The organism is Mycobacterium sp. NGS57 (assembly GCF_059812405.1).
Genome location: NZ_JCALCP010000010.1, coordinates 142,970 through 166,775, shown reverse-complemented (window position 1 = coordinate 166,775; position 23,806 = coordinate 142,970). Strand labels below are relative to the sequence as shown.

At 70.4% G+C, this 23,806-nt stretch carries 29 protein-coding genes; 13 read left to right on the top strand and 16 right to left on the bottom strand.

The annotated features are described in order from the left end of the window. Positions 1–288: 288 nt before the first annotated feature. The gene (locus AC5Y43_RS19920; RefSeq protein WP_499975254.1) at positions 289–681 is read right to left on the bottom strand and encodes a (deoxy)nucleoside triphosphate pyrophosphohydrolase; all 393 of its coding nucleotides are present in this window, start codon (positions 679–681) and stop codon (positions 289–291) included. A 26-nt stretch (positions 682–707) separates the two neighbouring features. Between AC5Y43_RS19920 and AC5Y43_RS19915 the strand changes: the two genes are divergently transcribed. Further along, positions 708–992, top strand: a complete 285-nt coding sequence (locus AC5Y43_RS19915; protein ID WP_499975252.1) for a 4a-hydroxytetrahydrobiopterin dehydratase — start codon at positions 708–710, stop codon at positions 990–992. Here the strand turns inward: AC5Y43_RS19915 and AC5Y43_RS19910 are convergent. Further along, positions 989–2,242 carry a mannosyltransferase gene (locus AC5Y43_RS19910; protein ID WP_499975250.1) on the bottom strand — a complete coding sequence of 418 codons (1,254 nt, stop codon included), beginning with the start codon at positions 2,240–2,242 and terminating at the stop codon, positions 989–991. The two genes, AC5Y43_RS19915 and AC5Y43_RS19910, sit on opposite strands and share 4 nt — an antisense overlap. 113 nt (positions 2,243–2,355) lie before the next feature. On the opposite strand from AC5Y43_RS19910, the gene AC5Y43_RS19905 reads away from it, so the two are divergent. Then, complete coding sequence (locus AC5Y43_RS19905) at positions 2,356–3,039, top strand: hypothetical protein (RefSeq protein ID WP_499975249.1); 684 nt, start codon at positions 2,356–2,358, stop codon at positions 3,037–3,039. Positions 3,040–3,086: 47 nt separating this feature from the next. After that, a complete protein-coding gene (locus AC5Y43_RS19900) occupies positions 3,087–4,121 on the top strand; it encodes an Rv1157c family protein (RefSeq protein ID WP_499975247.1) in 1,035 nt (344 codons plus the stop codon). A gap of 13 nt (positions 4,122–4,134) precedes the next feature. On the opposite strand, the gene AC5Y43_RS19895 is transcribed toward AC5Y43_RS19900, so the two are convergent. Next, positions 4,135–4,281, bottom strand: coding sequence for a DUF1059 domain-containing protein (locus AC5Y43_RS19895; protein ID WP_499975245.1), 147 nt, complete (start codon positions 4,279–4,281; stop codon positions 4,135–4,137). Further along, positions 4,278–4,859, bottom strand: a complete 582-nt coding sequence (locus AC5Y43_RS19890) for an HhH-GPD-type base excision DNA repair protein (RefSeq protein WP_499975242.1) — start codon at positions 4,857–4,859, stop codon at positions 4,278–4,280. The genes AC5Y43_RS19895 and AC5Y43_RS19890 overlap by 4 nt, the downstream gene beginning before the upstream one ends. A gap of 31 nt (positions 4,860–4,890) precedes the next feature. Between AC5Y43_RS19890 and AC5Y43_RS19885 the strand changes: the two genes are divergently transcribed. Then, positions 4,891–5,442: a nuclear transport factor 2 family protein gene (locus tag AC5Y43_RS19885; RefSeq protein ID WP_499975240.1), complete on the top strand. Its 552-nt coding sequence runs from the start codon at positions 4,891–4,893 to the stop codon at positions 5,440–5,442. Here the strand turns inward: AC5Y43_RS19885 and AC5Y43_RS19880 are convergent. Together AC5Y43_RS19880 and AC5Y43_RS19875 are read right to left on the bottom strand one after the other, a co-directional pair. After that, positions 5,439–5,618, bottom strand: coding sequence for a DUF5302 domain-containing protein (locus AC5Y43_RS19880; protein ID WP_499975238.1), 180 nt, complete (start codon positions 5,616–5,618; stop codon positions 5,439–5,441). The two genes, AC5Y43_RS19885 and AC5Y43_RS19880, sit on opposite strands and share 4 nt — an antisense overlap. A 9-nt stretch (positions 5,619–5,627) precedes the next feature. Next, positions 5,628–6,071, bottom strand: coding sequence for a PPOX class F420-dependent oxidoreductase (locus AC5Y43_RS19875; protein WP_499975236.1), 444 nt, complete (start codon positions 6,069–6,071; stop codon positions 5,628–5,630). Between the two features lie 36 nt (positions 6,072–6,107). On the opposite strand from AC5Y43_RS19875, the gene AC5Y43_RS19870 reads away from it, so the two are divergent. After that, on the top strand, positions 6,108–6,626 hold the full coding sequence (locus AC5Y43_RS19870; protein ID WP_499975234.1) for a DUF1697 domain-containing protein: 519 nt from the start codon (positions 6,108–6,110) through the stop codon (positions 6,624–6,626). An 8-nt stretch (positions 6,627–6,634) separates the two neighbouring features. Here the strand turns inward: AC5Y43_RS19870 and AC5Y43_RS19865 are convergent, their stop codons facing one another. Continuing rightward, complete coding sequence (locus AC5Y43_RS19865; protein WP_499975233.1) at positions 6,635–7,000, bottom strand: Rv1152 family transcriptional regulator; 366 nt, start codon at positions 6,998–7,000, stop codon at positions 6,635–6,637. 37 nt (positions 7,001–7,037) lie between these two features. Here AC5Y43_RS19865 and AC5Y43_RS19860 point away from each other — a divergent pair, with 37 nt between their 5' ends. Continuing rightward, positions 7,038–7,751 (top strand): NAD-dependent deacylase, encoded by a 714-nt coding sequence (locus tag AC5Y43_RS19860; RefSeq protein ID WP_499975231.1) that lies wholly within the window; start codon positions 7,038–7,040, stop codon positions 7,749–7,751. A 120-nt stretch (positions 7,752–7,871) separates the two neighbouring features. Then, positions 7,872–8,750: an endonuclease domain-containing protein gene (locus AC5Y43_RS19855; RefSeq protein ID WP_499975392.1), complete on the top strand. Its 879-nt coding sequence runs from the start codon at positions 7,872–7,874 to the stop codon at positions 8,748–8,750. Positions 8,751–8,771: 21 nt separating this feature from the next. Here AC5Y43_RS19855 and AC5Y43_RS19850 read toward each other — a convergent pair whose 3' ends face one another. From AC5Y43_RS19850 to AC5Y43_RS19840, 3 genes are read right to left on the bottom strand one after another with little or no spacing between them, the layout of a single operon-like run. Continuing rightward, positions 8,772–9,413: a class I SAM-dependent methyltransferase gene (locus AC5Y43_RS19850; protein ID WP_499975230.1), complete on the bottom strand. Its 642-nt coding sequence runs from the start codon at positions 9,411–9,413 to the stop codon at positions 8,772–8,774. Continuing rightward, on the bottom strand, positions 9,410–10,111 hold the full coding sequence (locus tag AC5Y43_RS19845) for a TetR/AcrR family transcriptional regulator (RefSeq protein ID WP_499975390.1): 702 nt from the start codon (positions 10,109–10,111) through the stop codon (positions 9,410–9,412). Before AC5Y43_RS19845 ends, AC5Y43_RS19850 begins: the two co-directional genes overlap by 4 nt. Before the next feature lie 7 nt (positions 10,112–10,118). Next, positions 10,119–12,467: an MMPL family transporter gene (locus AC5Y43_RS19840; RefSeq protein ID WP_499975228.1), complete on the bottom strand. Its 2,349-nt coding sequence runs from the start codon at positions 12,465–12,467 to the stop codon at positions 10,119–10,121. A gap of 259 nt (positions 12,468–12,726) precedes the next feature. On the opposite strand from AC5Y43_RS19840, the gene AC5Y43_RS19835 reads away from it, so the two are divergent. Continuing rightward, positions 12,727–12,858, top strand: a complete 132-nt coding sequence (locus tag AC5Y43_RS19835; protein WP_499975226.1) for a hypothetical protein — start codon at positions 12,727–12,729, stop codon at positions 12,856–12,858. Between the two features lie 135 nt (positions 12,859–12,993). Here AC5Y43_RS19835 and AC5Y43_RS19830 read toward each other — a convergent pair whose 3' ends face one another. Together AC5Y43_RS19830 and AC5Y43_RS19825 are read right to left on the bottom strand one after the other, a co-directional pair. Beyond that, entirely contained in the window at positions 12,994–13,758 is a 765-nt protein-coding gene (locus tag AC5Y43_RS19830; protein WP_499975224.1) for a 3-hydroxyacyl-CoA dehydrogenase, read from the bottom strand. A 42-nt stretch (positions 13,759–13,800) separates the two neighbouring features. Continuing rightward, complete coding sequence (locus AC5Y43_RS19825; RefSeq protein WP_499975222.1) at positions 13,801–14,883, bottom strand: CaiB/BaiF CoA transferase family protein; 1,083 nt, start codon at positions 14,881–14,883, stop codon at positions 13,801–13,803. A gap of 96 nt (positions 14,884–14,979) precedes the next feature. Here AC5Y43_RS19825 and AC5Y43_RS19820 point away from each other — a divergent pair, with 96 nt between their 5' ends. Both AC5Y43_RS19820 and AC5Y43_RS19815 read left to right on the top strand, forming a co-directional pair. Then, complete coding sequence (locus AC5Y43_RS19820) at positions 14,980–15,792, top strand: enoyl-CoA hydratase (protein ID WP_499975220.1); 813 nt, start codon at positions 14,980–14,982, stop codon at positions 15,790–15,792. Positions 15,793–15,866: 74 nt separating this feature from the next. Next, entirely contained in the window at positions 15,867–17,249 is a 1,383-nt protein-coding gene (locus tag AC5Y43_RS19815; RefSeq protein ID WP_499975219.1) for an NAD(P)H-binding protein, read from the top strand. Here AC5Y43_RS19815 and AC5Y43_RS19810 read toward each other — a convergent pair. Next, positions 17,212–17,931: a CPBP family glutamic-type intramembrane protease gene (locus tag AC5Y43_RS19810; protein WP_499975216.1), complete on the bottom strand. Its 720-nt coding sequence runs from the start codon at positions 17,929–17,931 to the stop codon at positions 17,212–17,214. The two genes, AC5Y43_RS19815 and AC5Y43_RS19810, sit on opposite strands and share 38 nt — an antisense overlap. Continuing rightward, positions 17,928–19,073, bottom strand: a complete 1,146-nt coding sequence (locus AC5Y43_RS19805) for an NAD(P)H-binding protein (protein ID WP_499975214.1) — start codon at positions 19,071–19,073, stop codon at positions 17,928–17,930. The genes AC5Y43_RS19810 and AC5Y43_RS19805 overlap by 4 nt, the downstream gene beginning before the upstream one ends. 90 nt (positions 19,074–19,163) lie before the next feature. On the opposite strand from AC5Y43_RS19805, the gene AC5Y43_RS19800 reads away from it, so the two are divergent. Genes AC5Y43_RS19800 through AC5Y43_RS19790 form a run of 3 tightly spaced genes read left to right on the top strand, consistent with a single transcriptional unit; the run spans position 19,164 to position 21,768 of the window. Continuing rightward, a complete protein-coding gene (locus AC5Y43_RS19800; RefSeq protein WP_499975388.1) occupies positions 19,164–20,234 on the top strand; it encodes a type III polyketide synthase in 1,071 nt (356 codons plus the stop codon). A 20-nt stretch (positions 20,235–20,254) separates the two neighbouring features. Further along, on the top strand, positions 20,255–20,755 hold the full coding sequence (locus AC5Y43_RS19795; RefSeq protein WP_499975212.1) for an isoprenylcysteine carboxyl methyltransferase family protein: 501 nt from the start codon (positions 20,255–20,257) through the stop codon (positions 20,753–20,755). Continuing rightward, positions 20,752–21,768: an NAD(P)/FAD-dependent oxidoreductase gene (locus tag AC5Y43_RS19790; RefSeq protein ID WP_499975209.1), complete on the top strand. Its 1,017-nt coding sequence runs from the start codon at positions 20,752–20,754 to the stop codon at positions 21,766–21,768. Before AC5Y43_RS19795 ends, AC5Y43_RS19790 begins: the two co-directional genes overlap by 4 nt. Here AC5Y43_RS19790 and AC5Y43_RS19785 read toward each other — a convergent pair. Both AC5Y43_RS19785 and AC5Y43_RS19780 read right to left on the bottom strand, forming a co-directional pair. After that, positions 21,765–22,568: a crotonase/enoyl-CoA hydratase family protein gene (locus AC5Y43_RS19785; RefSeq protein ID WP_499975208.1), complete on the bottom strand. Its 804-nt coding sequence runs from the start codon at positions 22,566–22,568 to the stop codon at positions 21,765–21,767. The two genes, AC5Y43_RS19790 and AC5Y43_RS19785, sit on opposite strands and share 4 nt — an antisense overlap. Next, the gene (locus AC5Y43_RS19780; protein ID WP_499975206.1) at positions 22,565–23,722 is read right to left on the bottom strand and encodes a thiolase family protein; all 1,158 of its coding nucleotides are present in this window, start codon (positions 23,720–23,722) and stop codon (positions 22,565–22,567) included. Before AC5Y43_RS19780 ends, AC5Y43_RS19785 begins: the two co-directional genes overlap by 4 nt. Between the last annotated feature and the right edge of the window lie 84 nt (positions 23,723–23,806).

Here is a 23,806-nt window from a genome sequence, read left to right as displayed (position 1 = left end):
CGCCAGCGCACCAGGATAGGCAGCCGGCAGGAGTCCTGCCAGCCGCGCCGGGTGCGCGCTGCTAGCGCGTGTTTTTGCCGTCAATGCGGGGTTACGTGGTGCGCACACCCCGGTAGCCGGTGTGTCGGCCGTGACCACACCGCCGCAAACAACCATCGGGATCGCTACCGGCATGCAAATCGAGGTTAGGGGGACTTTTTGGGTTATTACCGTTCGATTCCACGCGTGTCAGCTGGAACAGCGCTGAAGGTTGACTGGACGAAACCTGTGGACCGGTTATGAGGCTGCTCACAGCGCCCGGGCGAGGTCCCCCAACCAGGCCCGATCGGCCGGCACCCAGTCGACGTCGGGCAGTTCTGCGGCGGTCACCCAGCGCAGCGACTGGTGGTCGTGTGGGTGCGGTTCACCGCGATCCAGACGCACCCGGTACGCGCGCAGCGTCATCGCGCCGTTGAGCGGGACGTCGGCGCCGAGCCGGTCGCCCACGGCAAAGTCGCCGGGCCGCAGGCCCAGCTCCTCGGTCAGCTCCCGGGCCAGCGCGTCGCGCTCGGTCTCGCCGGGAGCGACCTTGCCGCCGGGCAGTTCCCAGCGCCCGGCCAGCTCCGGCGGTCGCGCGCGCTGCGCGACCAGGAGCCGGGAGCCCGAGATGACCGCGGCGGCGACGACGATCTGGGTCGGCATGGCCTGAGACGGTATACGGTCGAAAGATGGCTGTGTTAACGGATGAGCAAGTGGACGCCGCACTGCCCGGACTCAACGGATGGGAACGTTCCGGCGGCGCGCTGCGCCGCTCGATCAAGTTTGGAAGCTTCCTCGACGGCATCGACGCGGTGCGCCGGGTGGCCGAGCACGCCGAGAGCAAGGACCATCACCCCGACATCGACATTCGTTGGCGGACAGTCACTTTCGCACTCGTCACGCATTCCGAGGGCGGCATCACCCAGAACGACGTCGACATGGCTCGCGACATCGACGGGATCCTCGGGGGCTAGCGCTCCGGCTCGGCGCGGCTGCCGGTGGCCGCGATCCAGATCAGCGTCGCCACCGCCGCCACGATGTAGACCAGCCCGGCCCACGCCAGGTACCACGGGCGGCCGATCTCCCAGATGGTCGGCTGCGCGAAGCTCAGCAACCACGGCACGCCGACGATCGTCAGCGCCAGCCAGCCCCAGCCCACGACCCGCGCGCCGGGGCGTCGACGCGGCGCGCCGTGGATGGCCCACATCATCAGCGGCACCAGCCACACCCAGTGGTGCGTCCACGAGATCGGCGACAGCAGCAGCCCGAAGAGCTCGACCACCAGCAGCCTGCCCAGCCGGTCGGTGGGCTCCAGCGCCCGCCAGGCCAGGACGGCCAGCACCGCCGTGGCGGCGACGGCGGCGAGAACCAACGGGCCGAAGCCGGCGTCGTGGCCCAGGATCCGGGAGATGCCGCCGCGCCAGGACTGGTTGAACGACGTGCCGATCGGCCCGACCCGGCGCGCGTCGCCCAAAAGGTGGGTGAAGTAGTAGCGCGCCTGGTCGCCGGCGATCAGGGCCGACACGCCGACGGTGCCGGCGAAGACGACCGCCGAAAACGCCACCGCGCCCCACCGCCGCACGCCGAGTAGGTAGAGGCCGGAGATCGCCGGCGTCAGCTTGATCCCGGCCGCGACCCCGATCAGCAACCCCGACAGCCACCACCGAGTGGTGTAGACGGCCCACAGCACCGCGACCATGAGCAACACGTTGACCTGCCCGTAGTCGAAGGTGCTGCGCAGCGGCTCGATCCAGATGGTGACCGCCGTCCACGCCATCGCCACCCGGCGCCCGGCGCCGGCGGGGCAGCCCATCAGGCGCTGGCTGATCCGTATCGCGCCGTACAACGCGGCCATGGTCGCGAGCTGCCACAGGAAGGCGACGAGCCCGAACGGCAACAGGTGCAGCGGGTAGAAGACGACCGCCGCGAACGGCGGATAGGTGAACGGCAGCGGGAAGTCCGGCGTCTGATCGGCGTAGGCGTAGCTGTACAGGGTGCCGGGGTGGTCGAGGGCCGCGGAGCCGCCGAGGTAGACGTGCAGGTCGACGAAGTTCGCGCCGTTGGGCGCCAGGTACGTCCAGGCCAGCCGCGCGGCGACGCTGACCAGCAACAGCACCGGCGCGGCCGCCCGCAGCCGCGCCGCCGGCGCGGCCGTGGTGGGGGTGGTGGTGTCTATCCGCCTGACTCTAGCGAGCGCGCCGGGCGCGGCGGGCCGTCCGGTCACCGCCGTCGCACGTATCGGTAACGATCGAATAAATGCCACACGTGTCACTTGAGTCACACCAGCATCAAAGTAACTTCGGCCCCGGGACCCGTCATCGACAACCAGGGAGAGTCATGCCAACCATCTGGACCTACTTGCGCGCAACCGCCGTCCTCGTCGGTTCGTCCGCAGCCTTGCTCACGGGCGGTATCGCCCACGCCGACCCCGTGCCGGCGCCGGCCGTGCCGAACATTCCGCAGCAGCTGATCAGCTCGGCGGCCAACGCGCCGCAGATCCTGCAGAACCTCGCCACCGCCCTCGGCGCCACGCCGCCGGCGGCGCCGGCCACGCCCGGCGTCAGCTTCCCGGGCCTGCCCGCGGCGGCCTCGCCGGCCTCGCCGGTGTCGGCGCCGTCGCCGCTCTCGGCGATTCCGGGGCTCACCTCGCCCGCCGCACCCGCGGCCCCCGCGGCGTCGCCGTCGATTCCGGGGCTCAGCTCGATCCCGGGCCTGGCGCAGCAGGCGCCCGCGGCACCCGCCGCCCCGGCCGCGCCGACGATTCCGGGGCTGCCGGCCATCCCGGGGCTGTCGACGCCGGCGGCCCCCGCGGCCCCGACGGCGCCGCAGCTACCGCAGGCGCGGGTCAACATGCCGGCGCTGCCGTCGGGCATGCCGGTCAATGTGCCCGCACAGCTGAACCTCCCGGGGGATCTGTCGGCGCTGGCCACCGGTCAGGCCCCGGCCGCGCCGGCCGCCCCGGCTGCTCCGGCCGCGGCCCTGCCCAACCCGATGTCACCGCTGCTCGCGGCGATTCCCTGAGTAACCCGTTAGACAGCTGACCCACCAACCCAGGACCGGAGGACACCGTGGGAAACACTTGGAATCTGTCTAAAGGTGTGGCCGCTGTCGTCACGGCGTCGGCTGCCGCGTTCGGGTTCTGCCCGAGCGCGGCGGCCGATCCCGCGGCACCGCAGCCGACGCCGCAACCCGGCGCCGCCCAGCAGTTGCCGGGCCTGCCGGCGCTGTCGCAGTTGAGCCCGATCATCCAGCAGGCGGCCGGCAATCCCGGGCAGGCGACCCAGCTGCTCATGGCCGCCGCCCAGGCCTTCACCCACAACCCGACGGCGCCCACCGAGTCCAAGAACGTGGCGGCTTCGGTGAATCAGTTCGTGCAGGAGCCGGGCGCACCGGTTCCCGGCGCGCCGGCACCCGCGGCCGACACCGCCCCGGTGCAGCACGTGCCGCCGGCGGGCATCGAGCCGGGGCTGCAGTCGCACCTGCCGCCCGGCATCGATCCGGCCCACGCGGTGGGTCCCGCGCCCGTCGCGGCGCCTTCGGCCGCCCCTGCCCCGGCGCCCTCGGCGACACCGGCGGCGGCACCGGCAGCACCGGCCGCCGCGCCGGCTCCGGGACCCGCGCCCGCCGCGGCCGCTCCGGCACCGGCTCCCGCACCCGACGCCGCTCCCGCGGCGGCCCCGGGTCTGGGCCCCGACGCCCCGCCCACCCAGGACTTCATGTACCCGTCGATCGGCACCAATTGCCTTGCGGACGGCAGTAGTTCGATCGCGACCGCGCTGTCGGTCGCGGGGCCGGCCAAGATCCCGACGCCCGGCCCCGGGCCCGGCCAGACCGCCTACGTGTTCACCGCGGTCGGCACGGCGGGACCCGCCGAGGTGCAGAAGCTGCCGCTGAACGTCACCTGGGTCAACCTGACCACGGGCAAGTCGGGGACGGTCACGCTCAAGCCGCGCACCGACATCAATGGCGACGGCCCGACGACGCTGACGGCGATCGTCGACACCGGCTCGGGCAGCATCATGTCGACGATCTTCGGGCAGGTCACCACCAAGGAAAAGCAGTGCCAGTTCATGCCCACGATCGGCTCGACGGTGGTGCCCTGACCGGGCACCGCCGCTAGTACGCCATAAACAGGATCGCGTCGCGGTCGTACTCGAGGCCGGGGTGGGCGCTGGCCAGGTGCGCCTGGGTCAGCTCCACCAGCTCGTCCTCATCCTTGCCGACGATGGCTTCGCCGCACGGACACGACAGATGTGTCTTCACGTTGCCGCCTTTCCCTTCGCTGCTGCCTTCAACTGCTTCTTGTACGACCGCACCTGTGAAAGCGAGCGATCGTCGACGATGTCCGCGACGGACACGTGCGTGCCGGCCTTGCCGAACTCACCGGCCGCCGCCCGCCAGCCCGTCGGCGTCACGCCGTACTGCTTGCCGAGCAACGCCAGGAAGATCTTCGCCTTCTGCTCGCCGAAACCGGGCAGTCCCTTGAGCCGCCGCAGCAGCTCCTTGCCGTCGGGTTCCCCCGCCTTCCACAACCCGGCCGCGTCACCGTCATAGCGATCCACGATGATCTGCGCCAGTCCCTGGATGCGCTTGGCCATCGAGCCCGGGAAGCGGTGCACCGCCGGCCTTTCCGAGCACAGCGCGGCGAACTTGTCCGGGTCGTAGCCGGCGATCTCGCCGGCGTCGAGGCGGCCCATACGGTCGGCGATCTTCTTCGGCCCCGCGAAGGCGGTCTCGAACGGCACCTGCTGGTCGAGCAGCATCCCGATCAGCAACGCGAACGGATCGTCGTCGAGCAGCGCGTCGGCGGCCGGATCCTGGGCCAACTGCAGTCTGGGCACTCGCACAGCATAGCCACCGGGCTAGTGTGGCGTGGTGGCGGACGAAGCCAAGTTGGCGCTGATGCTGGCCCGCGACGAACTGCACCAGCTCGTCACCGCCTATTGCCGCGCCGTCGACCGCGCCGACTATGCGGCGCTTCGGGACCTGTACCACCCCGACGCGACCGATTCGCACGGCTCGTTCTCCACCGGCGGCGTCGACGAGTTCATCGCGCAACTTCAGGCCGCGGAGCCGTATGTGCGTGTCTCCCAACACCACGTCACCACGACGAACTTCGTGATCGACGGTGACACCGCCCGCGGCGAGATCTACTGCCTGGTGTTCCACACCTTCGCCGGTCCCGAGCACGACTCGGACATCGTCATCGGCGGCCGGTACCTTGACACCTACACCAAACACGAGGGCCGCTGGAAGTTTCGGCAGCGCACCATCGCGGCGGACTGGGCCTACCGGAACGACCCGTCCCGGGTGGACTTTTCGCACCCCAGCACCCGGGGCAGCCTGCGCGGCAAACCGGGCAAGGCCGACCCATCCGTCGGCCTGTTCACACCGTCAAAAGTGTTGTCCGACAACGAAGATTAGCCGCTCTTGCGGCGAAACTCCCGACGGCCGCCGCCGGCGGCGCCATGTGCCCGCGACTGCTTGCCGCCACCGTCTTTGTGATCGGATCCGCCCGACGATTTGGCCATCTTGCGGTCCAGCGCCTCACGGAATTTGCGCTTGTTCTCGTCGTCTTCCGCGGACTTCGATTCAGCCATACCGGCAGCCTAGCGCTTGCCCGGCGGCATCCCGTAGACGTGCGAGATCCGTAGCGTCATCAACACCCGCCGGTCGGTGACCATCGCCTGGCGGTACTCGTCCCAGTCGGGGTGCTCACCGGCGATGTTGCGATACAAGGCAATCAGGCCCTCGACGGTCTCGTCGTCGGGCGCGGCCGCGGGGGGCGTCAACTCCGCGGCGCCCTCGGCGACGGCATACGACCAGCCGTCGTCGGCGTCCACCAGAATCGATGCCCGCGGGTCGCGGCGCAGGTTGCGGGTCTTGGCCCGCGGCTCGGTGATCGACACCTGCACGACCAACTCGCGCGGGTCGAAGTGATAACTCACGTTCGACAGCTGGGGTCGCCCGTCGCGCTTGATCGTGGCCAGCACCCCCAGCGAGTTCCCGCTGATCACGGCCAGCAGCTTGTCGTCGAAGACCTGGCGTCCCATGGGAGAAAGCCTACGTCGTCGTGGTGGGATCGGAGGGTGACCAGCTACGCGGCCTTCCTGCGCGGTGTCAACGTCGGCGGAGTCAACCTCAAAATGGCCGAGGTGGCGGCCGCGCTGACCGACGCCGGGTTCGCCGGGGTGCGCACGATCCTGGCCAGCGGCAACGTGCTGCTGGAGTCGCCGGCCAAGGCGGCCGGGGTGCGCAAGAAGGCCGAGGCCGCGCTGCGCGAGCGGTTCGGCTACGACGCGTGGGTGCTGGTGTACGCCGTCGACGCGGTGCGCGCCATCGTCGGCGCCTACCCGTTCGAGCGCGAGGTCGAGGGGTACCAGTCGTACGTCACCTTCGTCGCCGACCCCCTAGTGCTCGACGAGCTCGCCGGCCTGAGGGCTTCCGCCGCGGACGAGAAGATCGGCCGCGGTGACGGCGTCGTCTACTGGCAGGTTGCCAAGGGCGCCACGCTGGACAGCACGATCGGCAAGACGATGGGCAAGGCGCGCTACAAGTCCTCGACGACGACGCGCAACCTGCGCACGCTGGACAAAGTGTTGCGCTGACGGGCTTCTCAGTCGTCGGGCACGTTGGTCAGATACCGCATCGCGTCGGACTTGGTCAGCCCCAGCGCCTTGGCCACCTCGACGTACTCCTTGGCCGCGGCGGCCATCGCGGCGTCGGTCGGGTCGAAGCGGGAGATGAAAGTGCCGAAGCGCCCGCGGGTTTCGACGATCGCCGCCGACTCCAGCTCGCGGTAGGCCCGTGCCACGGTGTTGGCCGCGACGCCCAGCTGGCCGGCCAGGTCGCGCACCGTCGGCAACCGGCTGCCGGGCGGCAGCGCGCCGCTGCGGACCCCGTCGATGACCTGGGTCCTGAGCTGGTCGAACAGCGGCTTGCCAGCCCGCACGTCGACCCGTAACCAATCCCGCAGCTCCACCCGTCCAGTATCCCGCACGCGAGGCTATGTTTGTGGGATGCGAGTAACCGTGCTCAGCGGCGCGGGGATTTCCGCCGAGAGCGGCGTGCCGACCTTCCGGGACGACAAGAACGGGTTGTGGGCCCGCTTCGACCCCTACGAGCTGTCCAGCACCCAAGGATGGCGCGACAACCCCGAACGCGTCTGGGGCTGGTATCTGTGGCGCCACTACCTGGTGGCCGACGTCGAACCCAACGCCGGGCACCTCGCGATCGCCGCCTGGCAAGACCACGCCGACGTCACCGTCGTCACGCAGAACGTCGACGACCTGCACGAGCGCGCCGGCAGCGCCCCGGTGCACCACCTGCACGGCAGCCTCTTCGAATTCCGTTGCGAGCGTTGCGATCTGCCCTACACCGAGACGCTTCCCGCGATGGCCGAGCCGGCGCTGGAGGTCGAGCCCCCGGTCTGCGGATGCGGCGGCCTGATCCGGCCCGACATCGTCTGGTTCGGCGAGGCGCTGCCCGACGGGCCGTGGCAGCGCGCGGTCGAAGCGACTCGGGCCACCGACGTGATGGTGGTGGTGGGCACCTCGGCGATCGTCTATCCGGCGGCAGGCCTGCCGGACCTGGCGCTGTCGCGCGGCGCCGTCGTCGTCGAGGTCAACCCCGAGCCGACGCCGCTGAGCGCCAGCGCCACGATCAGCATCCGCGAGAGCGCCAGCCAGGCGTTGCCCGAGCTGCTGCAGCGCCTGCCCGCGCTGCTGCGGTAACCCTGCCAACCCTTCGCGCCGAGACTGCGCACAGATCGCGTTTGGTGCACAAGAACACGCGCTGAGCGCAGTTTCGGCGGGGTTTGCGTCGGTCCGTTCGGCGAGCGTGCGGTCATGGCAATCGACGAACCCTTCATCGGCAGCGAGGCGGTGAAAGCCGGGGCGCTGCGCAAGTATCAGCTGCGGTCCCGGTTCCGGGCGGTGTTTCCCGACGTCTATGTGCGGCGCGATCACAAGTTGACGCCGCGCGACCGCGCGGTCGCGGCGTGGCTGTGGTCGCACCGGCGGGGCGTGCTCGCGGGGCTGACCGCGGCCGCGTGGCACGGCTCCAAGTGGGTGGACGAGAATCTGCCCGCCGAGCTGGTGTGGTCGAACGCCCGCCCGCCCCGGGGCATGAAAACGTATGACTACAGCCTTGTTCCGCAAGACCTCGAGGTGGTGGCGGGCCTTCCCGTAACGACACCTGGGCGCACGGCATTCGACATCGGCCGGTGCCGCCCGATCGGCACGGCGGTCGCCCGCTTGGACGCACTGATGGCTGCGACGGGCACGAAGGTCGACGAGATCCTCGCGATTGCGGACCGGCAGCACGGCGCGCGGGGACTCCGGCAATTGGAAGCCGCGCTGGACCTCGTCGACCCGGGCGCCCAGTCGCCGAAGGAGACGTGGCTGCGCCTGCTGCTGATCCGCGCGGGCCTGCCGCGGCCGACGACCCAAATCCCGGTACTGGCCGGGACGCAACGGTATTACCTCGACATGGGATGGGAGGACATCATGGTCGCCGCCGAGTACGACGGCGAACAACACCGCCTCGATCCCGTGCAGTACGCGTGGGACATCCGTCGCAGGGAGGCGATAGACCGGCTCGGCTGGATCGTCATCCGGGTGATCGCATCCGATCGTCCCGCGGACGTCGTCGCGCGGGTGCGCGACGCGTGGGAATTCCGGGCGATCGGGACTGCGCTCAGATCGCGGCCGAGGTCGCGGAACGCGATCTGAGCGCAGTCTCGGCGCGAAACCTTAGCGGCGAACGGCCCGGCCCAGCGCCAGCTCCGACACCGGCAGCGGCGCCCACACCGGTAGCGTCCATTCCCGCCGCGACGCGTCCACCTCGAACCCGGCGCCGGCGATCGCGCGCTCGGTGTCGCGGTGGGTGTGGCAGTTGCCGAACAGCCTCGGCCACAGCGTCGCGTCGGCCAGCCGCTGCAGCCTGCCCCGCGCGCCCGCGCTGGCCACGTGCTCGAGGTAGCGCAGCTGTCCGCCCGGCCGCAGCATCGCGTGCACCCGGCGCAGCACGCCGTCGACGTCGCGCACCGAGCACAACACCAGCGAGCACACCGCCGCGTCGAACGGCTGCTCGTCACGAAACGCCTCCGCCGTCGCCCCGATGACGACCACCGGCACGGGGGCCGCCGCGGCCGCCGCGCGGGCGCGCTCCGCCAGCCGCGGCTCCGGCTCGACGGCGACCACCTGGGAGACGGTCTGCGGATAGTTGGCGAAGTTCGTCCCGACACCCGCGCCGATTTCCAGCACCCGGCCCGACAGGCCGGCCACGTTCTCCCGGCGGAGGGCCCGCACCGGCTCGGCCTCGTGCGCCGCGACAAGCGGCCACACGCGCGCGAAGAACGGGTGGTTGACGGTGGACTCGGCCGCCGCCGTCACGGCCGCGACTCCTCGCCGGGCCGGTGCGCCACCACCCACGCCGCCAGCCTCTGCGGCGTGGCGTCGCGCCCGCAGTACCCCAGCACCAGCTGCCCGCAGAACACCGCCGACAGCACCCGGTCGACGAACGCCTCGGTGTCACCGAACGGCAAGTGCGGCTTGGCGATCAGCATCGCCGCCACGCCGTGCGCCGCGCTCCACAGTTCCAGGGCGACGCCGGTCGGATCGTCCGGGCGGTAGGTGCCGTCGTCCATCAGCCGGCGCACGGTGGCGCGAATGTGCTTGAACGCCGAGCTGTTCAGCGTCGTGTCGACGCTGCTTCCGGAGCGCCACTCGCCCATCGTGGCGATCCGGTACAACTCGGGCGTCTGCACCGCGAACCGCACGTAGGCACGCGCCTGGGCGCGCAGCACCTCGATCGGGGACGTGTGCTCGGCGGCCAGCCGCCGCATTTCCGGATCGAGCTTTTCGAAGTACCGCGCACACACCGCATCCATCAGGGCGTCTTTGTCGGCGAAATGCAGGTAGATCGACGGCGGTGTGACGCCGACGCGCTGCGCGACCGACCGGATCGACACCGCCCTGGCGTGCCCCGTCTCCAGCAGCAGTTCGGTTGTGGCATCGAGGATTTCGTCGCGGAGCCGCTCGCCGGACCCACGGCGCGCCCGGACACGGCGGGCCTCGGTGAGGCCCTCGATCGACACGTCAACCACTGTGGGTCACCGACTCCCTGACCTGGCGCCCGTTGGGCTGCGCAGGCGCGGAGTCCGTCGCCAGGGCCGGCTTTTTGACCTCCTCGCCGCCCTCGCTGATCCCGAACCGCTCGTGCAGCCACACCAAAGGCTTTGGCGCCCACCAATTCCAGCGGCCCATCACATGCATGAACGCCGGAACCAGGACCATGCGCACCAGGGTCGCGTCGGCGAACACCGCAAGGGTCAGGCCGAGGCCGAACATGCGCATGAACGAGACGTGCGCGGCGATCAGTGCGGCGAACGACATCGACATCACCAGGGCCGCGGCGGTGATCACCCGGCCGGTGCGCGCGACGCCGTGCGCCACGCTCTCGTCGTTGGCGGCGTGCGCCTCCTTCGCGGTCGGTGTCGCGGGCCGGGCCGCCCCCGATGCCAGCCAGTACTCCCGGATCCGGGAGAGCAGGAACACCTCGTAGTCCATCGACAGCCCAAAAGCGATACAGAATAACAACACCGGCATGTTCGCCACCAGCGTCCCGCTCGGCGTCGTGCCGAGCGCACCGAGGTGGCCGTCCTGGAAAATCCACACCAGTGCCCCGAACGCCGCGGTCAGCGACAACACGTTGCACACCAGGGCCTTCGCCGGCAACAGCACGCTGCCGGTGAGCAGGAACAGCAGCACGAACGTCACCGCGGCCATCAGCCCCAGCACCAGCGGGAGACGATCGGTCACCGCATCGACGCTGTCGCGGTTGACCTGGGCCACCCCGGCCATCTCGACGGACCGGCCGCCCGGCCCGGCCACCTTGTGCAGCCGCGTCAGCTGCTCGTCGGACGCCCGCGAGAACAGCGGCGCCGAACTGTTCACGGTCAAAAACGCGCTGCCGTCGGCCAAACCCGTTGCGGCAACCGGTGGTCCGGACGGTATGCCGTTGACGAACGTCCCGCTCGGCGCCGACACCGCCGTCACGTCGGGGACGCGGGACAGGTCGGCGGCGTAGCGGTCGAGGTCCGCCGGGCTCACGTTTCGGACATCCGGGATGAGGACCGGCACCGCGGTCGCCGAATCGTCGGCGAAGCCGCTGCGCAGCCGGTCGCCGACCTCGTGCGACGACGCCGAACGCGGCAGCACCCGGTCGTCGGGGAAACCCCACTTCACCGAGAAGAACGGCAGCCCGAGCAGCAACAGCAGCGCCAGCACCGACAGCCCCACCGGCGCCCACCGCCGCATCACGTACTTGCTGGACCGATACCAGAACAGCTCCTCGACCGGCTTGTGCACGGGATCGGGACGCGTCCACCGTCGCAACCACGTCCGGCGCAGCAGGTGGCGCACGTTCAGCGCGTCCAGCCGCGGGCCGAGCAGCACGATCGCGGCCGGGGTGATCACGATCGACGCGATCGCGACGAACGCGACCGAGGCCACGCCGGCGTAGGCGAACGACTTCAGGAAGTACATCGGGAACAGCGCCGTCGCCGACATCGACAGCGCCACGGTGACCGCGGAGAACAAGACGGTGCGGCCGGAGGTGGCCATGGTGCGGATCAGCGCCTCGTCGCGGTCACCGCCCTCGGCCAGCTCGTCGCGATAGCGGCTGACGATCAGCAGGGTGTAGTCGATGGCCAGCGCCAGGCTCATCGCAGTGCTCAGGTTGAGCGCGAAGATCGACACCTCGGTGCTGAAGGTGATCAGCCGCAACACCGTCATCGAGCCGACGACGGCCAGTGCCCCGAGAGCCATCGGCAGCGCCGCCGCCAACAGCCCGCCGAACACCCAGATCAGCACCAGGAAGCTGAGCGGCAGCGCGATCATCTCCATGACCACCAGGTCGTCCTGGTTCTGCTTGTTGATCTGGGCGTATTGCATCGCCGGTCCGCCGGCGCGGACGGCGACGCCGTCGCTGTCGTGAACGAATTCGTCGGCCAGGCGTTGGGCGTTTTTCTGCACGAGGTTCTCGCCGCCCTTGAGGTTGACCACGAGCAACCCCGACTTGCCGTCGGTGCTGACCAGGTCGTCGGCGGCCTGGGGCGGCGCGGTCCAGGCGGATGTCACGTTGTAGACCAGCGGCGAGGCGTGCAGTTCGGAGACGAGCTCGGTGCCCACCTTGCGCGCCTGCTCGCTGTGGGCACCCGCGGGGGACGTCACCATGATCACCATCTGCTGACCGCTCTGGCCGAACTTGTCGGCCAGGACGTCGATGGCGTGGGCCGACTCCGAGTTGGGGTCCATGAAGCCCCCGGGCGACAGGCTCTTCGCGACGGGAAGGCCGAACACCGCCGCGCCGATGAAGATCAGTACCGCGACCGCGACGATGCGCCGTGGCGCCCTGATGGCCAATCGAGCGATCGCTTGCAGCACGTTCCCCGGTCCTCCCCGTACCCATGATTCGCCGCGCCCCCGACCCGCGGTAACTTATCAGTGGTAACTGACAGGTGTCAAACAAACATTACCCCGAAGTAACGTCGTCGGGCCACCGAACGGTTCAAAGCGGCATCTCACCCGCTCAGGGACCGAATTCGGCGCCCGGCGCCCGGCAAACCTACCCGCGAGTAAATTGCCACCATTTTCCGAATCGTGACTCACTGATTCCTTAGGAGAGGCCCATACGCTCAGTGTCATGTGGATCGACGACTCGAGTGCCGACGTCATCAAAGCTGACTTCGAGGCCCTTTACCACGGCGACGTGCTGGTCGAAGGCGAGACCTCCGAGCAGTTCGAAGACCCGCAACCGCTGCCTACGGCAAGCTGACCGCCATGAGCGTCATAGCACGGCTGTTGATGGCCGAACCCGCGATCACCCGATGGTTCCGTCGGTAAGTTTCTCTCGATCCGAAAGCCCCCCGGCAAAGCTGGGGGGCTTTCGTTTGTACGGGGCGCGCCGGGGTCAGCGCGGGGCCATGCGGATGGCGCCGTCCAGCCGGATGACCTCCCCGTTGAGCATCGGGTTTTCGACGATGTGCACGGCCAGGGCGCCGTACTCGTCGGGGTCGCCCAGCCGGGCCGGGTGCGGCACCTGCTTGCCCAGCGACTTCTGGGCCTCCTCGGGCAGCGAACCCAGCAGCGGGGTCTTGAACAGCCCCGGCGCGATGGTCACCACCCGGATGAGCTCGCGCGACAAATCGCGCGCGATCGGCAGCGTCATGCCCACCACGCCGCCCTTGGACGCCGAGTAGGCGGCCTGGCCGATCTGGCCCTCGAACGCGGCGACCGACGCGGTGTTGATGATGACGCCCCGCTCTGGGCTTGTTTCGGGCCCGACCGGCTCGGTCTTCGCGATCCGCTCGGCGGCCAGCCGCAGCACGTTGAACGTACCGATCAGGTTGACCCCGATCACCTTCTTGAACCCGTCCAGCGGGAACGGACCGTCCTTGGACAGCGTCTTGATGGCGTTGCCGATGCCCGCACAGTTGACGTTGATGCGCAGCGTGCCCATCGCCTCGGCGGCGTCCAGGGCCTTGCCGACGGCGGCCTCGTCGGTGACGTCGGCCTCCACGAAGCGCGCGCGATCACCCAGCTCGCGGACCGCTTCCTCACCGCGCAGGTCGAGCACGACCACCTGCGCGCCGCGGTCGAGCAGCCGCTTGGTGGTGGCCAGGCCCAGCCCCGAGGCTCCCCCGGTGACGACGGCTACGGCGTCCTTGATCTCCATGCGAGTCCTTCCCTCTCGTCCAGCCAACCAGTTGGTTGGGGACTATACCCAGTGCCGGAGAACCGCCTCGACGTCGGTCTCCGGCGCCGCCGGGCGGGGCGTGTCCGGCGCGGTGCGCGAGAACCGCGGCGCCGGCAGCGGCTGCAGGCCGCCGTTGACCTCGTAGAAGGTGTTCCGCTCGGTGATGTGCGGCTCGGTGTGCACCTCGCCGAAGGCCAGCACCGGCGTCACGCAGGCGTCGGAGTCGGCGAACACCTTGGCCCAGTGGTCGCGGTCGTGGCCGGCGAACTTGTCGGTGAGCACCGCTCTCAGCTCGGGCCAGCGGGTGACGTCGTTCTGCCCGGGCAGGTCGGCGCCCTCCAGGCCGAGTCCGGCCAGCATGGCCGCGTAGAACTGCGGCTCGATGGCGCCGACGGCGACGTAGCGGCCGTCGGCGCACTCGTAGGTGTCGTAGTAAGGAGCCCCGCCGTCGAGCAGGTTGGTGCCCCGCACGTCGGTCCACATGCCCGAGGCGCGCATCTGCCACATCATCTGGATCAGCACGCTCGATCCGTCGACCATCGCGGCGTCGACGACCTGGCCCTTGCCGGAGCTCTGCCGCTCCCACAGCGCCGAGAGGATGCCGACGAGCAGGAACATCGAGCCGCCCCCGAAGTCACCCACCAGGTTCAGCGGCGGCACCGGCCGCTCGTCGACGCGGCCGATGGAGTGCAGGATGCCGTTGAGCGAGATGTAGTTGATGTCGTGGCCTGCCTGCTGGCTGCGCGGGCCGGTCTGCCCCCAGCCGGTCATCCGGGCGTAGATCAGCCGGTCGTTCACCTCGGCGCATTGCTCGGGGCCCAGGCCGAGCCGCTCGGTGACGCCCGGGCGGTAGCCCTCGATCAACACGTCGGCCTTGGCGACCAGCTTGAGCACGAGTGCGCGTCCCTCGTCGGACTTGAGGTCGGCCGTCACGACGCGCCGGTTGCGCATCATGGCGTCCTTCGCGACGCCACCGGGACCGGCAGACGGCCGGTCGATGCGCACCACGTCGGCGCCCAGATCCCCCAGGATCATCGCGGCATGTGGGCCCGGCCCGATGCCGGCCAACTCGACAACCCGAAGTCCGTTCAGCGGTCCCGCCACAATCTCCCGACCTTCCGTCCGCTCCGATGCCCGTTCGCTTCGCATCTTCGCAGCCGCCCCAGCGGGCCCCGCAGCCCGGTCACCTATGGTGAGCCCATGCCGCAATCCGCGATCGACACGCTGTCCCCCGTCGCCGGTCTCGACCTCGCCCTGAGCAACGGTGTGCTGTCGGTGACCATCGACCGCCCCGACAGCCTGAACTCGCTGACCATTCCCGTGATCACCGGGCTCGCCGACGCGATGGAAAGCGCCGCCACCGACCCCGCGGTCAAGGTGGTGCGCGTCGGTGGCGCGGGTCGCGGCTTCTGCTCGGGGGCGGGCATCGGCGCCGACGACATGTCGGGCGGCGGCGGGGTCCCGCCGGACGAGATCATCCTGGAGATCAACCGGCTGATCCGGGCCATCGTCGCGGCGCCGCAGCCGGTGGTTGCCGTGGTCCAGGGCCCTGCGGCCGGCGTCGGCGTCTCCCTGGCGCTCGCCTGTGACGTCGTACTTGCTTCCGACGCAGCGTTTTTCATGCTCGCGTTCACCAAGATCGCGTTGATGCCCGACGGGGGCGCGTCGGCGTTGATCGCCGCGGCGATCGGCCGCGTTCGGGCAATGCGCATGGCCCTGCTGGCCGAGCGGCTGCCGGCCGCCGAGGCGCTGGCCGCGGGCCTGGTCACCGCCGTCTACCCGGCCGCGGACTTCGGCGCCGAGGTGGACAAGGTGATCGACCGGTTGCTGGCGGGTCCGGCGGTGGCGTTCGCCAAGACCAAGCAGGCGATCAACGCGGCCACGCTGACCGAACTGGAGCCGGCCCTGCAGCGCGAGTTCGAGGGACAGTCGGGCCTGTTGCGCGCCAACGACTTCAAGGAGGGCGCGACGGCCTTCCAGGAGAAGCGCGCCCCCAACTTCACCGATCAGTAGGGCTTACTTTTCCCTGAACCGGCAATCCTTCCTTGCGTCGGGTCCGAATACTTTATGCAGGGGACGGAGGGTCGATGGTCCGCTGCCTGGTGACCGGGGCGACCGGCTACATCGGCGCCCGGCTGGCGCCGCGACTGATCGACGAGGGCCACCAGGTTCGCGCGCTGGCCCGCGACCCGGACAAACTGGCCGACGTCCCGTGGCGCGACGGGGCCGAGGTGGTGCGCGGTGACCTCGGTGATGTGGATTCCCTGATCGCCGCCTTCGACGGGATCGACGTCCTCTACTACCTGGTCCATTCGATGGGGGCATCCCGGGATTTCGCCGCCGAGGAGACCCGCGCCGTTCGCAACGTGGTGACGGCCGCTCGCCGCACCGGGGTGCGACGGGTGGTGTACCTGAGCGGACTGCATCCCGAGGGCACCAAGCTCTCGCCGCACCTGGAGTCGCGGACCGCCGTCGGTCGGGCGTTAATCGACTCTGGCATCGAGACGCTGGTGTTACAGGCCGGGGTGGTCATCGGATCGGGGTCGGCTTCGTTCGAACTGATCCGGCACCTCACCGACCGGTTGCCCGTGATGACCACGCCGAAGTGGGTGCACAACCGGATCCAGCCGATCGCGGTGCGCGACGTGCTGCACTACCTGGTTGGTGCGGCGACGGCGACGGTGCCGGCGGAGCAGAAGTCGAGGACGTGGGACATCGGCGGGCCCGACGTACTGGAGTACGGCGACATGATGCGCCTCTACGCGGAGGTCGCGGAGCTGGGGCGGCGCTATCTGGTCGTGCTGCCGTTCCTGACGCCGACGATCGCCAGCCTGTGGATCGGGGCCGTGACCCCGATCCCGCCCGGGCTGGCGCGGCCGCTGATCGAATCGCTGGAATGCGATGCGGTGATGCGCAACGCCGACATCGACTCCGTCATCGCGCCGCCACCCGGTGGCCTCACCGGCTACCGTCGCGCCGTCGAATTGGCGCTCGACCGCACGACGCGAGGGCTCGCCGACGCCACCTGGAACTCGCTGCAATCGGACCCCGCCGAGCCGCTGCCCAGCGACCCCGACTGGGCCGGGGAGGAAATCCACACCGACGTGCGGATCGCCGACACCACGGCCGAGCCCGCCGGCGTGTGGAGCGCCGCGGAAGATGCCGCCCGGTCCAGCCGGCGGCGCATCCTCAAAGGGTTGATCGTGGCGGAGCGCGAGCCCGGCAGCAGGCTGCTGTTGCGCGGCGGATCTCGTTCGGTGGGCCAGCGTTGGCTGGAGATCGCCGTCGCACCGCGCGTCGGCGGGGGCACCCGGTACACGCAGCGGGCAACCTTCATGCCCGCCGGCCTTCCTGGTCGGCTCTGCTGGCTCGTGATGCGGCCTTTGTGGACCGCCGCGCTCCGTGCGCTGGCGACCGACGCGGTGCGGCCGGTTAAACCCCGAACATCGGGGGCAGCGCGAGCACCATGATCAGGCCCCACACCAGGTGAGTCAGCGCCGGCGCCAGGACTCCGCCGCTGGCCCGGCGCTCCAGCGCGCACACCGTCCCCAGGATGATCGCGGCGAACCCGAGCATCGGGTTGCCGCTGGCCAGGGTGGCGCAGATGTACAGCAGCGTGGAGATGAGCACCGGGTGGTGGCGGCCCAGGGCGGTGTAGAGCGCGCCGCGGAAGAAGATCTCCTCGGCCACGCCGTTGACCACCGTGATCACCACGACCAGCAAAAAAGAGCCCTGATGGGCGAAGGCCAGCACCCGGCCGATCAGGCTCGCGACGGCAGGTATCTCGCGGGCGACGAGCCCGCCCGCCACGAAGGCGCCGCCGAGCAGCAGCCCGACGGTCGTCCCGGTGATGACGGGCCGCTGGTTGCGCCCGTGCCAGCAGATGCCGCCCAGATGCAAAGGGCCCGAGGCGAACCCGCCGACGACCCACACCGCGGCCAGCGCCAGGGTCAACCAGTAGAAGCTCGACTCGCCGGGGTGCCGGCGCAACGAAAACCCGAGCACCACCGCGCCGATCACCAGCGTGACGGCGACCACGACCCGCCGGCGCCGCACCACTGCCGGCGATTCGTTATGGGGCACGGCGACATTGGTGATCGCACGCCACAATTCGGAGGCGACGCTGGCGCGGGATGGGGCCGCCTGGCTCACGCGGGTCGCACCTTTGCGTTCAACGCCGCCACGATGTCCAGGCCGGTGCGCAGCGCGCCGGCGAGCGGGCCGGGCACGCTGTCGACCAGGCGCAGGGTCGGCCGCGCGATGCGCGGGGTGACCGCGCGGGCGAGCCGGCGGATGCGCAGGGCGTCGCCGCCCGCCCAGGCGGGATCGCTGTCGGCCAGCTGATGGGGGTCGGTCAGCTTGTTGACCGGAAGCGGCCGACCATGGGATCCGGCGAGCGCCAGAGTGATGGCGTCCTCGACGCCGAGCAGGCCGCCGGGCGGGTCGGGCACCCGATCGCGCAGGCCGCTGACCGATGCCACCATCGGATGGTCCAGCGACTCGACCAGGTCGGCCGCCAGGCCCGGCGGCACCGGCAGCGCAACCCCGGTGACCAGCGAGGCCAGCCCCGTGTCGACCCTGCCGACCGGCAGGACCGCGTGCCACCTGCCCGAGATCTGCGCGTAGGTCTTGAGCAGCCCCCGGTAGGAGGTGGTGGTGGGACCGGAGATGTCGTAGGCGCCGGCGGGCACCAGGGCCGGGTCCGCGGCGGCGACCAGGTAGTGCAGCACGTCGCGGATGGAGATCGGGTCGATCGGGTTGTCCATCCAGCTCGGGACGGGGAGCAGCGGGAACCGGTCCGCCACGTAGCGCATCATCTCGAACGACGTCGAGCCCGCGCCGATGATCATCGCGGCGCCAAGCCACACCAGCTCCGGGCCGTCCTCGACCGTCAGGGCCTCGGCCACCTCGGCCCGGCTGGTCAGGTGCTCGGACAGGGCCTCGTCGGCGGGCACGAATCCGCCCAGGTAGACGATGCGCCGCACGCCAGCGCCCCGGGCCGCCTCCGCGAGGTTGGCCGCCGCGGCCCGGTCGGCGTCGCGGAAGCCGGGCTGGCCGATCGCGTGCACCAGGTAATACGCCACGTCGACGGGTCCGGCGGCGTCCATCCCGGCCTGCGCCGATACAGGATCCGACGCGTCGAGGGTGACGGGGGCGACGTCGCCGAACCACCCGAACCCCTTGAGCCGCTTCGGGTTTCGGCTGGCGGTCACGACCTGATGACCATTCTCCAGGAGCGCGGTGACCAGCCGCGATCCGACATAGCCCGTGGCGCCGGTGACGAGAATCCGCATACTCCCGACACTAGCGACGGTTTTGAACCGATGCCGGGCCGGCACCGTGAGCAGACCATGGAGGAGATCATCGGGGGCACTTCCGCACGCGTGAGCGCCACAACTACACCCACATCAACACCAACCAGTTATCCGGCCGTGGCGGGCGTCGCCGTCACCTTCCCACCGAACCGGTACCGGCAGGACGAAGCCACCCGCGCGCTGAGCGGCTTCGCCGGCCCGGAATTTCGGCGGTTCGCCGACAGCAGCGGGGTCGAATTCCGCAACATCGCCCTGCCGCTGTCGCGATACGGCCAGCTCAGCGGCTTCACCGAGGCCAATGACACCTACGTCGACACCGCGCTCGGCCTGGCCGAGCAGGCGTTCCTCGCGGCGCTCGACCAGGCGAAGGTCAGGCCGTCGGAGGTCGACATCGTGTTTTCCACGACGGTCACCGGGCTGACCGTGCCGACGCTGGAGGCCCGCCTGGCCAACCGGGTCGGGCTGCGCCAGGACGTCAAACGCATCCCGCTGTTCGGCCTGGGCTGCGTGGCCGGGGCGGCCGGGGTCGCCCGCATGCACGACTACCTGCGCGCCTTCCCGGGCCAGGTGGCGGCGCTGCTGGCCGTCGAGCTGTGTTCGCTGACGATTCAGCGGCAGGACAATTCGGTGGCAAACCTGGTCGCCACCAGCCTCTTTGGCGATGGCGCGGCCGCCGTCATCGCGACGGGCGCCGAGCGGGCGGCTCGCGGTCCCCGGGTGCTGGCGACGCGGAGCCGGATATACCCCGGCACCGAGGACGTCATGGGCTGGAAGATCGGCAGCGACGGATTCCGGATCGTGCTGTCGGTCGACGTCGCCACCGTCACCGAGAAATACCTCGGCGACGACGTCCGCGAGTTCCTCGGCGAGCACGGCCTGACCCCCCGGGACGTGTCGACCTGGGTGTGCCACCCCGGCGGGCCGCGGGTGATCGAGGCCGTCGAGCAGGTGCTGGACCTGCCCGGCGACGCCCTGGATCACACCCGGAACTCGTTGCGCGCCAACGGGAACCTGTCATCGGTGTCGGTGCTGGACGTGCTGCGCGCCAACATGGCCGACCCGCCGGCGCCGGGGTCGATCGGGCTGATGATCGCGATGGGCCCGGCCTTTTGCTCCGAGCTGGTGCTGCTGGCCTGGTAGGGCTGGTAAAGACTGTAGCCATGTATTACCTGCTGATCGTCGCGGTCGGGGTCGAGCGCCTCGTGGAGCTGGTGGTGTCCAAACGAAACGCGCAGTGGTCTTTTGACCAGGGCGCCAAGGAGTTTGGCCGCCCCCACTACGTGGCGATGGTCGCCATCCACACCGGCCTGCTGATCGGCTGCCTCGTCGAACCGTGGGCCCTGCACCGGCCGTTTCTGCCCTGGCTGGGCTGGCCGATGCTGGTGCTGGTCGCGGCCAGCCAGGTGCTGCGCTGGTGGTGCATCAGGACGCTGGGCCGGCGATGGAACACCCGGGTGATCGTGTTGCCGGACGCGCCGCTGGTGCGCGAGGGCCCCTATCGGTGGCTGCACCACCCGAACTATGTTGCTGTGGTGGCCGAAGGGTTCGCGCTGCCGCTGGTGCACACCGCGTGGCTGACCGCGCTGGCGTTCACGCTGGCCAACGCGCTGGTGCTGCGGGCGCGGCTGCGGGTGGAGAACTCCGCTTTGGGATACACGTGAGTGACTACGACGCCGATCTGCTGATCGTCGGCGGCGGACCGGGCGGCCTGGCCACCGCGTTGCAGGCGCGCCGCCACGGGCTGTCGGTGATCGTGGCCGAGCCGCGCGAGGGCCCCATCGACAAGGCGTGCGGCGAGGGGCTGATGCCCGGCGGCCTGGCCGAGCTGACCTCGCTCGGCGTGGACCCGGCCGGCCTGCCCTTCCACGGCATCGCGTACGTCAGCGAACACCGCCGGGCCGAGGCGCTGTTCCGCAGCGGGCCCGGCCGCGGGGTGCGCCGCACCACGCTGCACGCGGCGCTGGCGGCGCGGGCCAAAGAGCAAGACACCGAATGGATTCGGACACGGGTGACCAGCGTCGCGCAGGACGCGCAGGGCGTGACGGCCGCGGGTGTGCGCGCCCGGTGGCTGGTGGCGGCCGACGGGCTGCATTCGCCGGTGCGCCGCGCCGTCGGTATCAAGGCCACGGCCGGCACACCGCGCCGCCACGGCGTGCGGTGGCACTACCGCGTGCCTGCCTGGTCGGAGTTCGTCGAGGTGCACTGGTCGCGGTGGGGCGAGGCGTACGTGACGCCGGTGGAGCCGGACCTGGTCGGCGTGGCCATCCTGTCCGGCGGGCGACCCGATCTGGCCTGGTTCCCGTGGCTGGCCCGGCGGCTGGACGGCGCGGCGCGTGGGCCGGCCCGCGGCTGCGGGCCGCTGCGTCAGGTGGTGGCGCGCCGCGTCGCGGGGCGGGTGCTGCTGGTCGGCGACGCGGCCGGCTACGAGGACGCGCTGACCGGCGAGGGCATCAGCCTCGCGGTCAAGCAGGCCGCCGCGGTCGTCGAGGCCATCGTCGACGACGCGCCGGCGTCCTACGAGGCCGCGTGGCACCGGGTCACCCGCAACTACCGGTTGCTCACCCGCGCGCTGGTGCTGGCCAGCGCGCCGCGCGGGACGCGTCGCGCCATCGTCCCGGCCGCCGCGGCACTACCGCCGGTGTTTCGGTGGGGAGTGAACACCCTCGCGCGTTAGCGCGCCTGCCAGACCGGCTCGCGCTTCTCGGCGAAGGCCAGCGGGCCCTCCCTGGCGTCCTCGGAGCGGATCAGGGTCCGCATCTCGATCATCGTGCGCTCCCAGCCCGGCTCCTCGTCGCCGATCACCCCGTCGTCGACACCGTAGGCGATGCGCTTGCTGGCCTGCACCGACAGCGGGGCATTGACGGTCACCCGCGCGGCCAGCGCCAGCGCCGCCTCGAGCACCGAGCCCTCCCGGACGACCTGGTTGATCAGGCCCCACTCGTAGGCGTCGGACGCGGTGATCGGTTCGCCGGTCAACAGCAGCTCCATCGCCACCTTGCGGGGCAGTTGCTGCACGATGCGGAACACCCCGCCGGCGGCCGCGATCAGCCCGCGTTTGACCTCCGGCAACCCGAACTGGGCCCGCTCGTCGGCGACCACCAGGTCGCTGGCCAGCGCGAGCTCGGTGCCCCCGCCCAGGGCGGTGCCGTTGACCGCGGCGATCGTGGGCTTGTCGATGAAATGGTGGACGTATCCGGCGAATCCCCACTCGGGATGCTCCGGGTGGTACAGGTTCTCGCGGCGCGCGATCGCCTTGAGGTCGGCCCCGGCGCAGAACGACTTGTCGCCGGCGCCGGTGACCACCACCGCCCGCACCTCGGGGTCGCGCTGCGCCTCTTCCAGCGCATCCCCGAGGCCGATGCTGACGGCGGCGTTCACCGCGTTGCGGGCTTCGGGCCGGTTGATGGTAATCACCATCACGTTGCCCTGACGTTCGGCCAGGGCCCCCTTCGCAGGGGCATCAGCTTCCGTCACAGCAGTTCCACGATGGTGGCGTTGGCCTGGCCGCCGCCCTCACACATCGTCTGCAGGCCGTAGCGAATTCCCTTGTCGCGCATGTGGTAAAGCAGCGTGGTCATCAGCCGTGCCCCCGAACCGCCCAGCGGGTGGCCCAGCGCGATCGCACCGCCGTTGGGGTTGAGCTTCTTCTCGTCGGCGCCGATGTCCTTGAGCCACGCCATCGGGACCGGCGCGAAGGCCTCGTTGACCTCGTAGGCCCCGATGTCGTCGATGGAGAGCCCGGAGCGCTTCAGCACCTTCTGCGTCGCCGGGATCGGCGCGGTCAGCATGATGACCGGGTTGGCGCCGGCCAGCGCCGCAGTGTGCACCTTGGCGATCGGCTTGAGGCCCAACGACTTTGCCTTCTCGGCCGACATGAACAGGAGCGCGGCCGAGCCGTCGGAGATCTGCGAGGAGTTGCCAGCGTGGATCACACCGTCCTCCTTGAACGCCGGCTTCAGCGACGCCATCTTCTCCATCGGGGTGCCGCGGCGGATGCCCTCATCCTTGAGCACCACTGAATTTTCCGAGCCGTCCGTTACCTTGATGCCCACGATCTGATCGTCGAAAGCACCGGAATCCTGTGCGGCGGCAGCCTTTTCGTGCGAGCCCAGGGAGAACTCGTCGAGCGCGGTGCGGCTCAGGCCCCACTGCTCGGCGATCATCTCAGCGCCGACGCCCTGGTTGGGAACCTGGCCGTCGTAGCGCGCCATGAACGCCTCCGGGTAGGGCCGCCCGCCGTTGGCCAGCGACGCGCCCATCGGGGTACGCGACATCGACTCGACGCCGCCGGCGACGACGACGTCGTAGTGCCCGGCGACGACGCCGGCCGCGGCGAAGTGGATGGACTGCTGGCTCGACCCGCACTGGCGGTCGACGGTCACGCCCGGGACGGTCTCGGGCCAGCCGGCGGTCAGCAGCGCGGTGCGGCCGATGTCGAGCGCCTGCTCGCCGGCCTGCATGACGCAGCCCCAGATCACGTCGTCGACGATCGCGGGGTCGATGCCGGTCTTGTCGACCAGCCCGTTGAGGACCTGCGCGGACAAGTCCGCCGGGTGCACCCCGGACAGGCCGCCGTTGCGCTTGCCGATCGGTGAGCGGACCGCCTCGACGATGACTGCTTCAGCCATGGTTGTGTCTCCTTTTACGTTGGGGCCTTGCGTCGATTGTCAACCAACGCGTTGGGTGGTCGGTGGGCGGGGCCGGTCCCACCC

Bases quoted from the DNA above. Each gene is read 5' to 3' on its own strand.
- AC5Y43_RS19915 (WP_499975252.1), top strand. From the start codon at position 708: ATGGCTGTGTTAACGGATGAGCAAGTGGACGCCGCACTGCCCGGACTC.
- AC5Y43_RS19820 (WP_499975220.1), top strand. From the start codon at position 14,980: ATGCCGCAATCCGCGATCGACACGCTGTCCCCCGTCGCCGGTCTCGAC.
- AC5Y43_RS19805 (WP_499975214.1), bottom strand. From the start codon at position 19,073: ATGCGGATTCTCGTCACCGGCGCCACGGGCTATGTCGGATCGCGGCTG.
- AC5Y43_RS19880 (WP_499975238.1), bottom strand. From the start codon at position 5,618: ATGGCTGAATCGAAGTCCGCGGAAGACGACGAGAACAAGCGCAAATTC.
- AC5Y43_RS19795 (WP_499975212.1), top strand. From the start codon at position 20,255: ATGTATTACCTGCTGATCGTCGCGGTCGGGGTCGAGCGCCTCGTGGAG.
- AC5Y43_RS19830 (WP_499975224.1), bottom strand. From the start codon at position 13,758: ATGGAGATCAAGGACGCCGTAGCCGTCGTCACCGGGGGAGCCTCGGGG.
- AC5Y43_RS19920 (WP_499975254.1), bottom strand. From the start codon at position 681: ATGCCGACCCAGATCGTCGTCGCCGCCGCGGTCATCTCGGGCTCCCGG.
- AC5Y43_RS19860 (WP_499975231.1), top strand. From the start codon at position 7,038: ATGCGAGTAACCGTGCTCAGCGGCGCGGGGATTTCCGCCGAGAGCGGC.
- AC5Y43_RS19815 (WP_499975219.1), top strand. From the start codon at position 15,867: ATGGTCCGCTGCCTGGTGACCGGGGCGACCGGCTACATCGGCGCCCGG.
- AC5Y43_RS19875 (WP_499975236.1), bottom strand. From the start codon at position 6,071: ATGGGACGCCAGGTCTTCGACGACAAGCTGCTGGCCGTGATCAGCGGG.
- AC5Y43_RS19835 (WP_499975226.1), top strand. From the start codon at position 12,727: ATGTGGATCGACGACTCGAGTGCCGACGTCATCAAAGCTGACTTCGAG.
- AC5Y43_RS19780 (WP_499975206.1), bottom strand. From the start codon at position 23,722: ATGGCTGAAGCAGTCATCGTCGAGGCGGTCCGCTCACCGATCGGCAAG.
- AC5Y43_RS19905 (WP_499975249.1), top strand. From the start codon at position 2,356: ATGCCAACCATCTGGACCTACTTGCGCGCAACCGCCGTCCTCGTCGGT.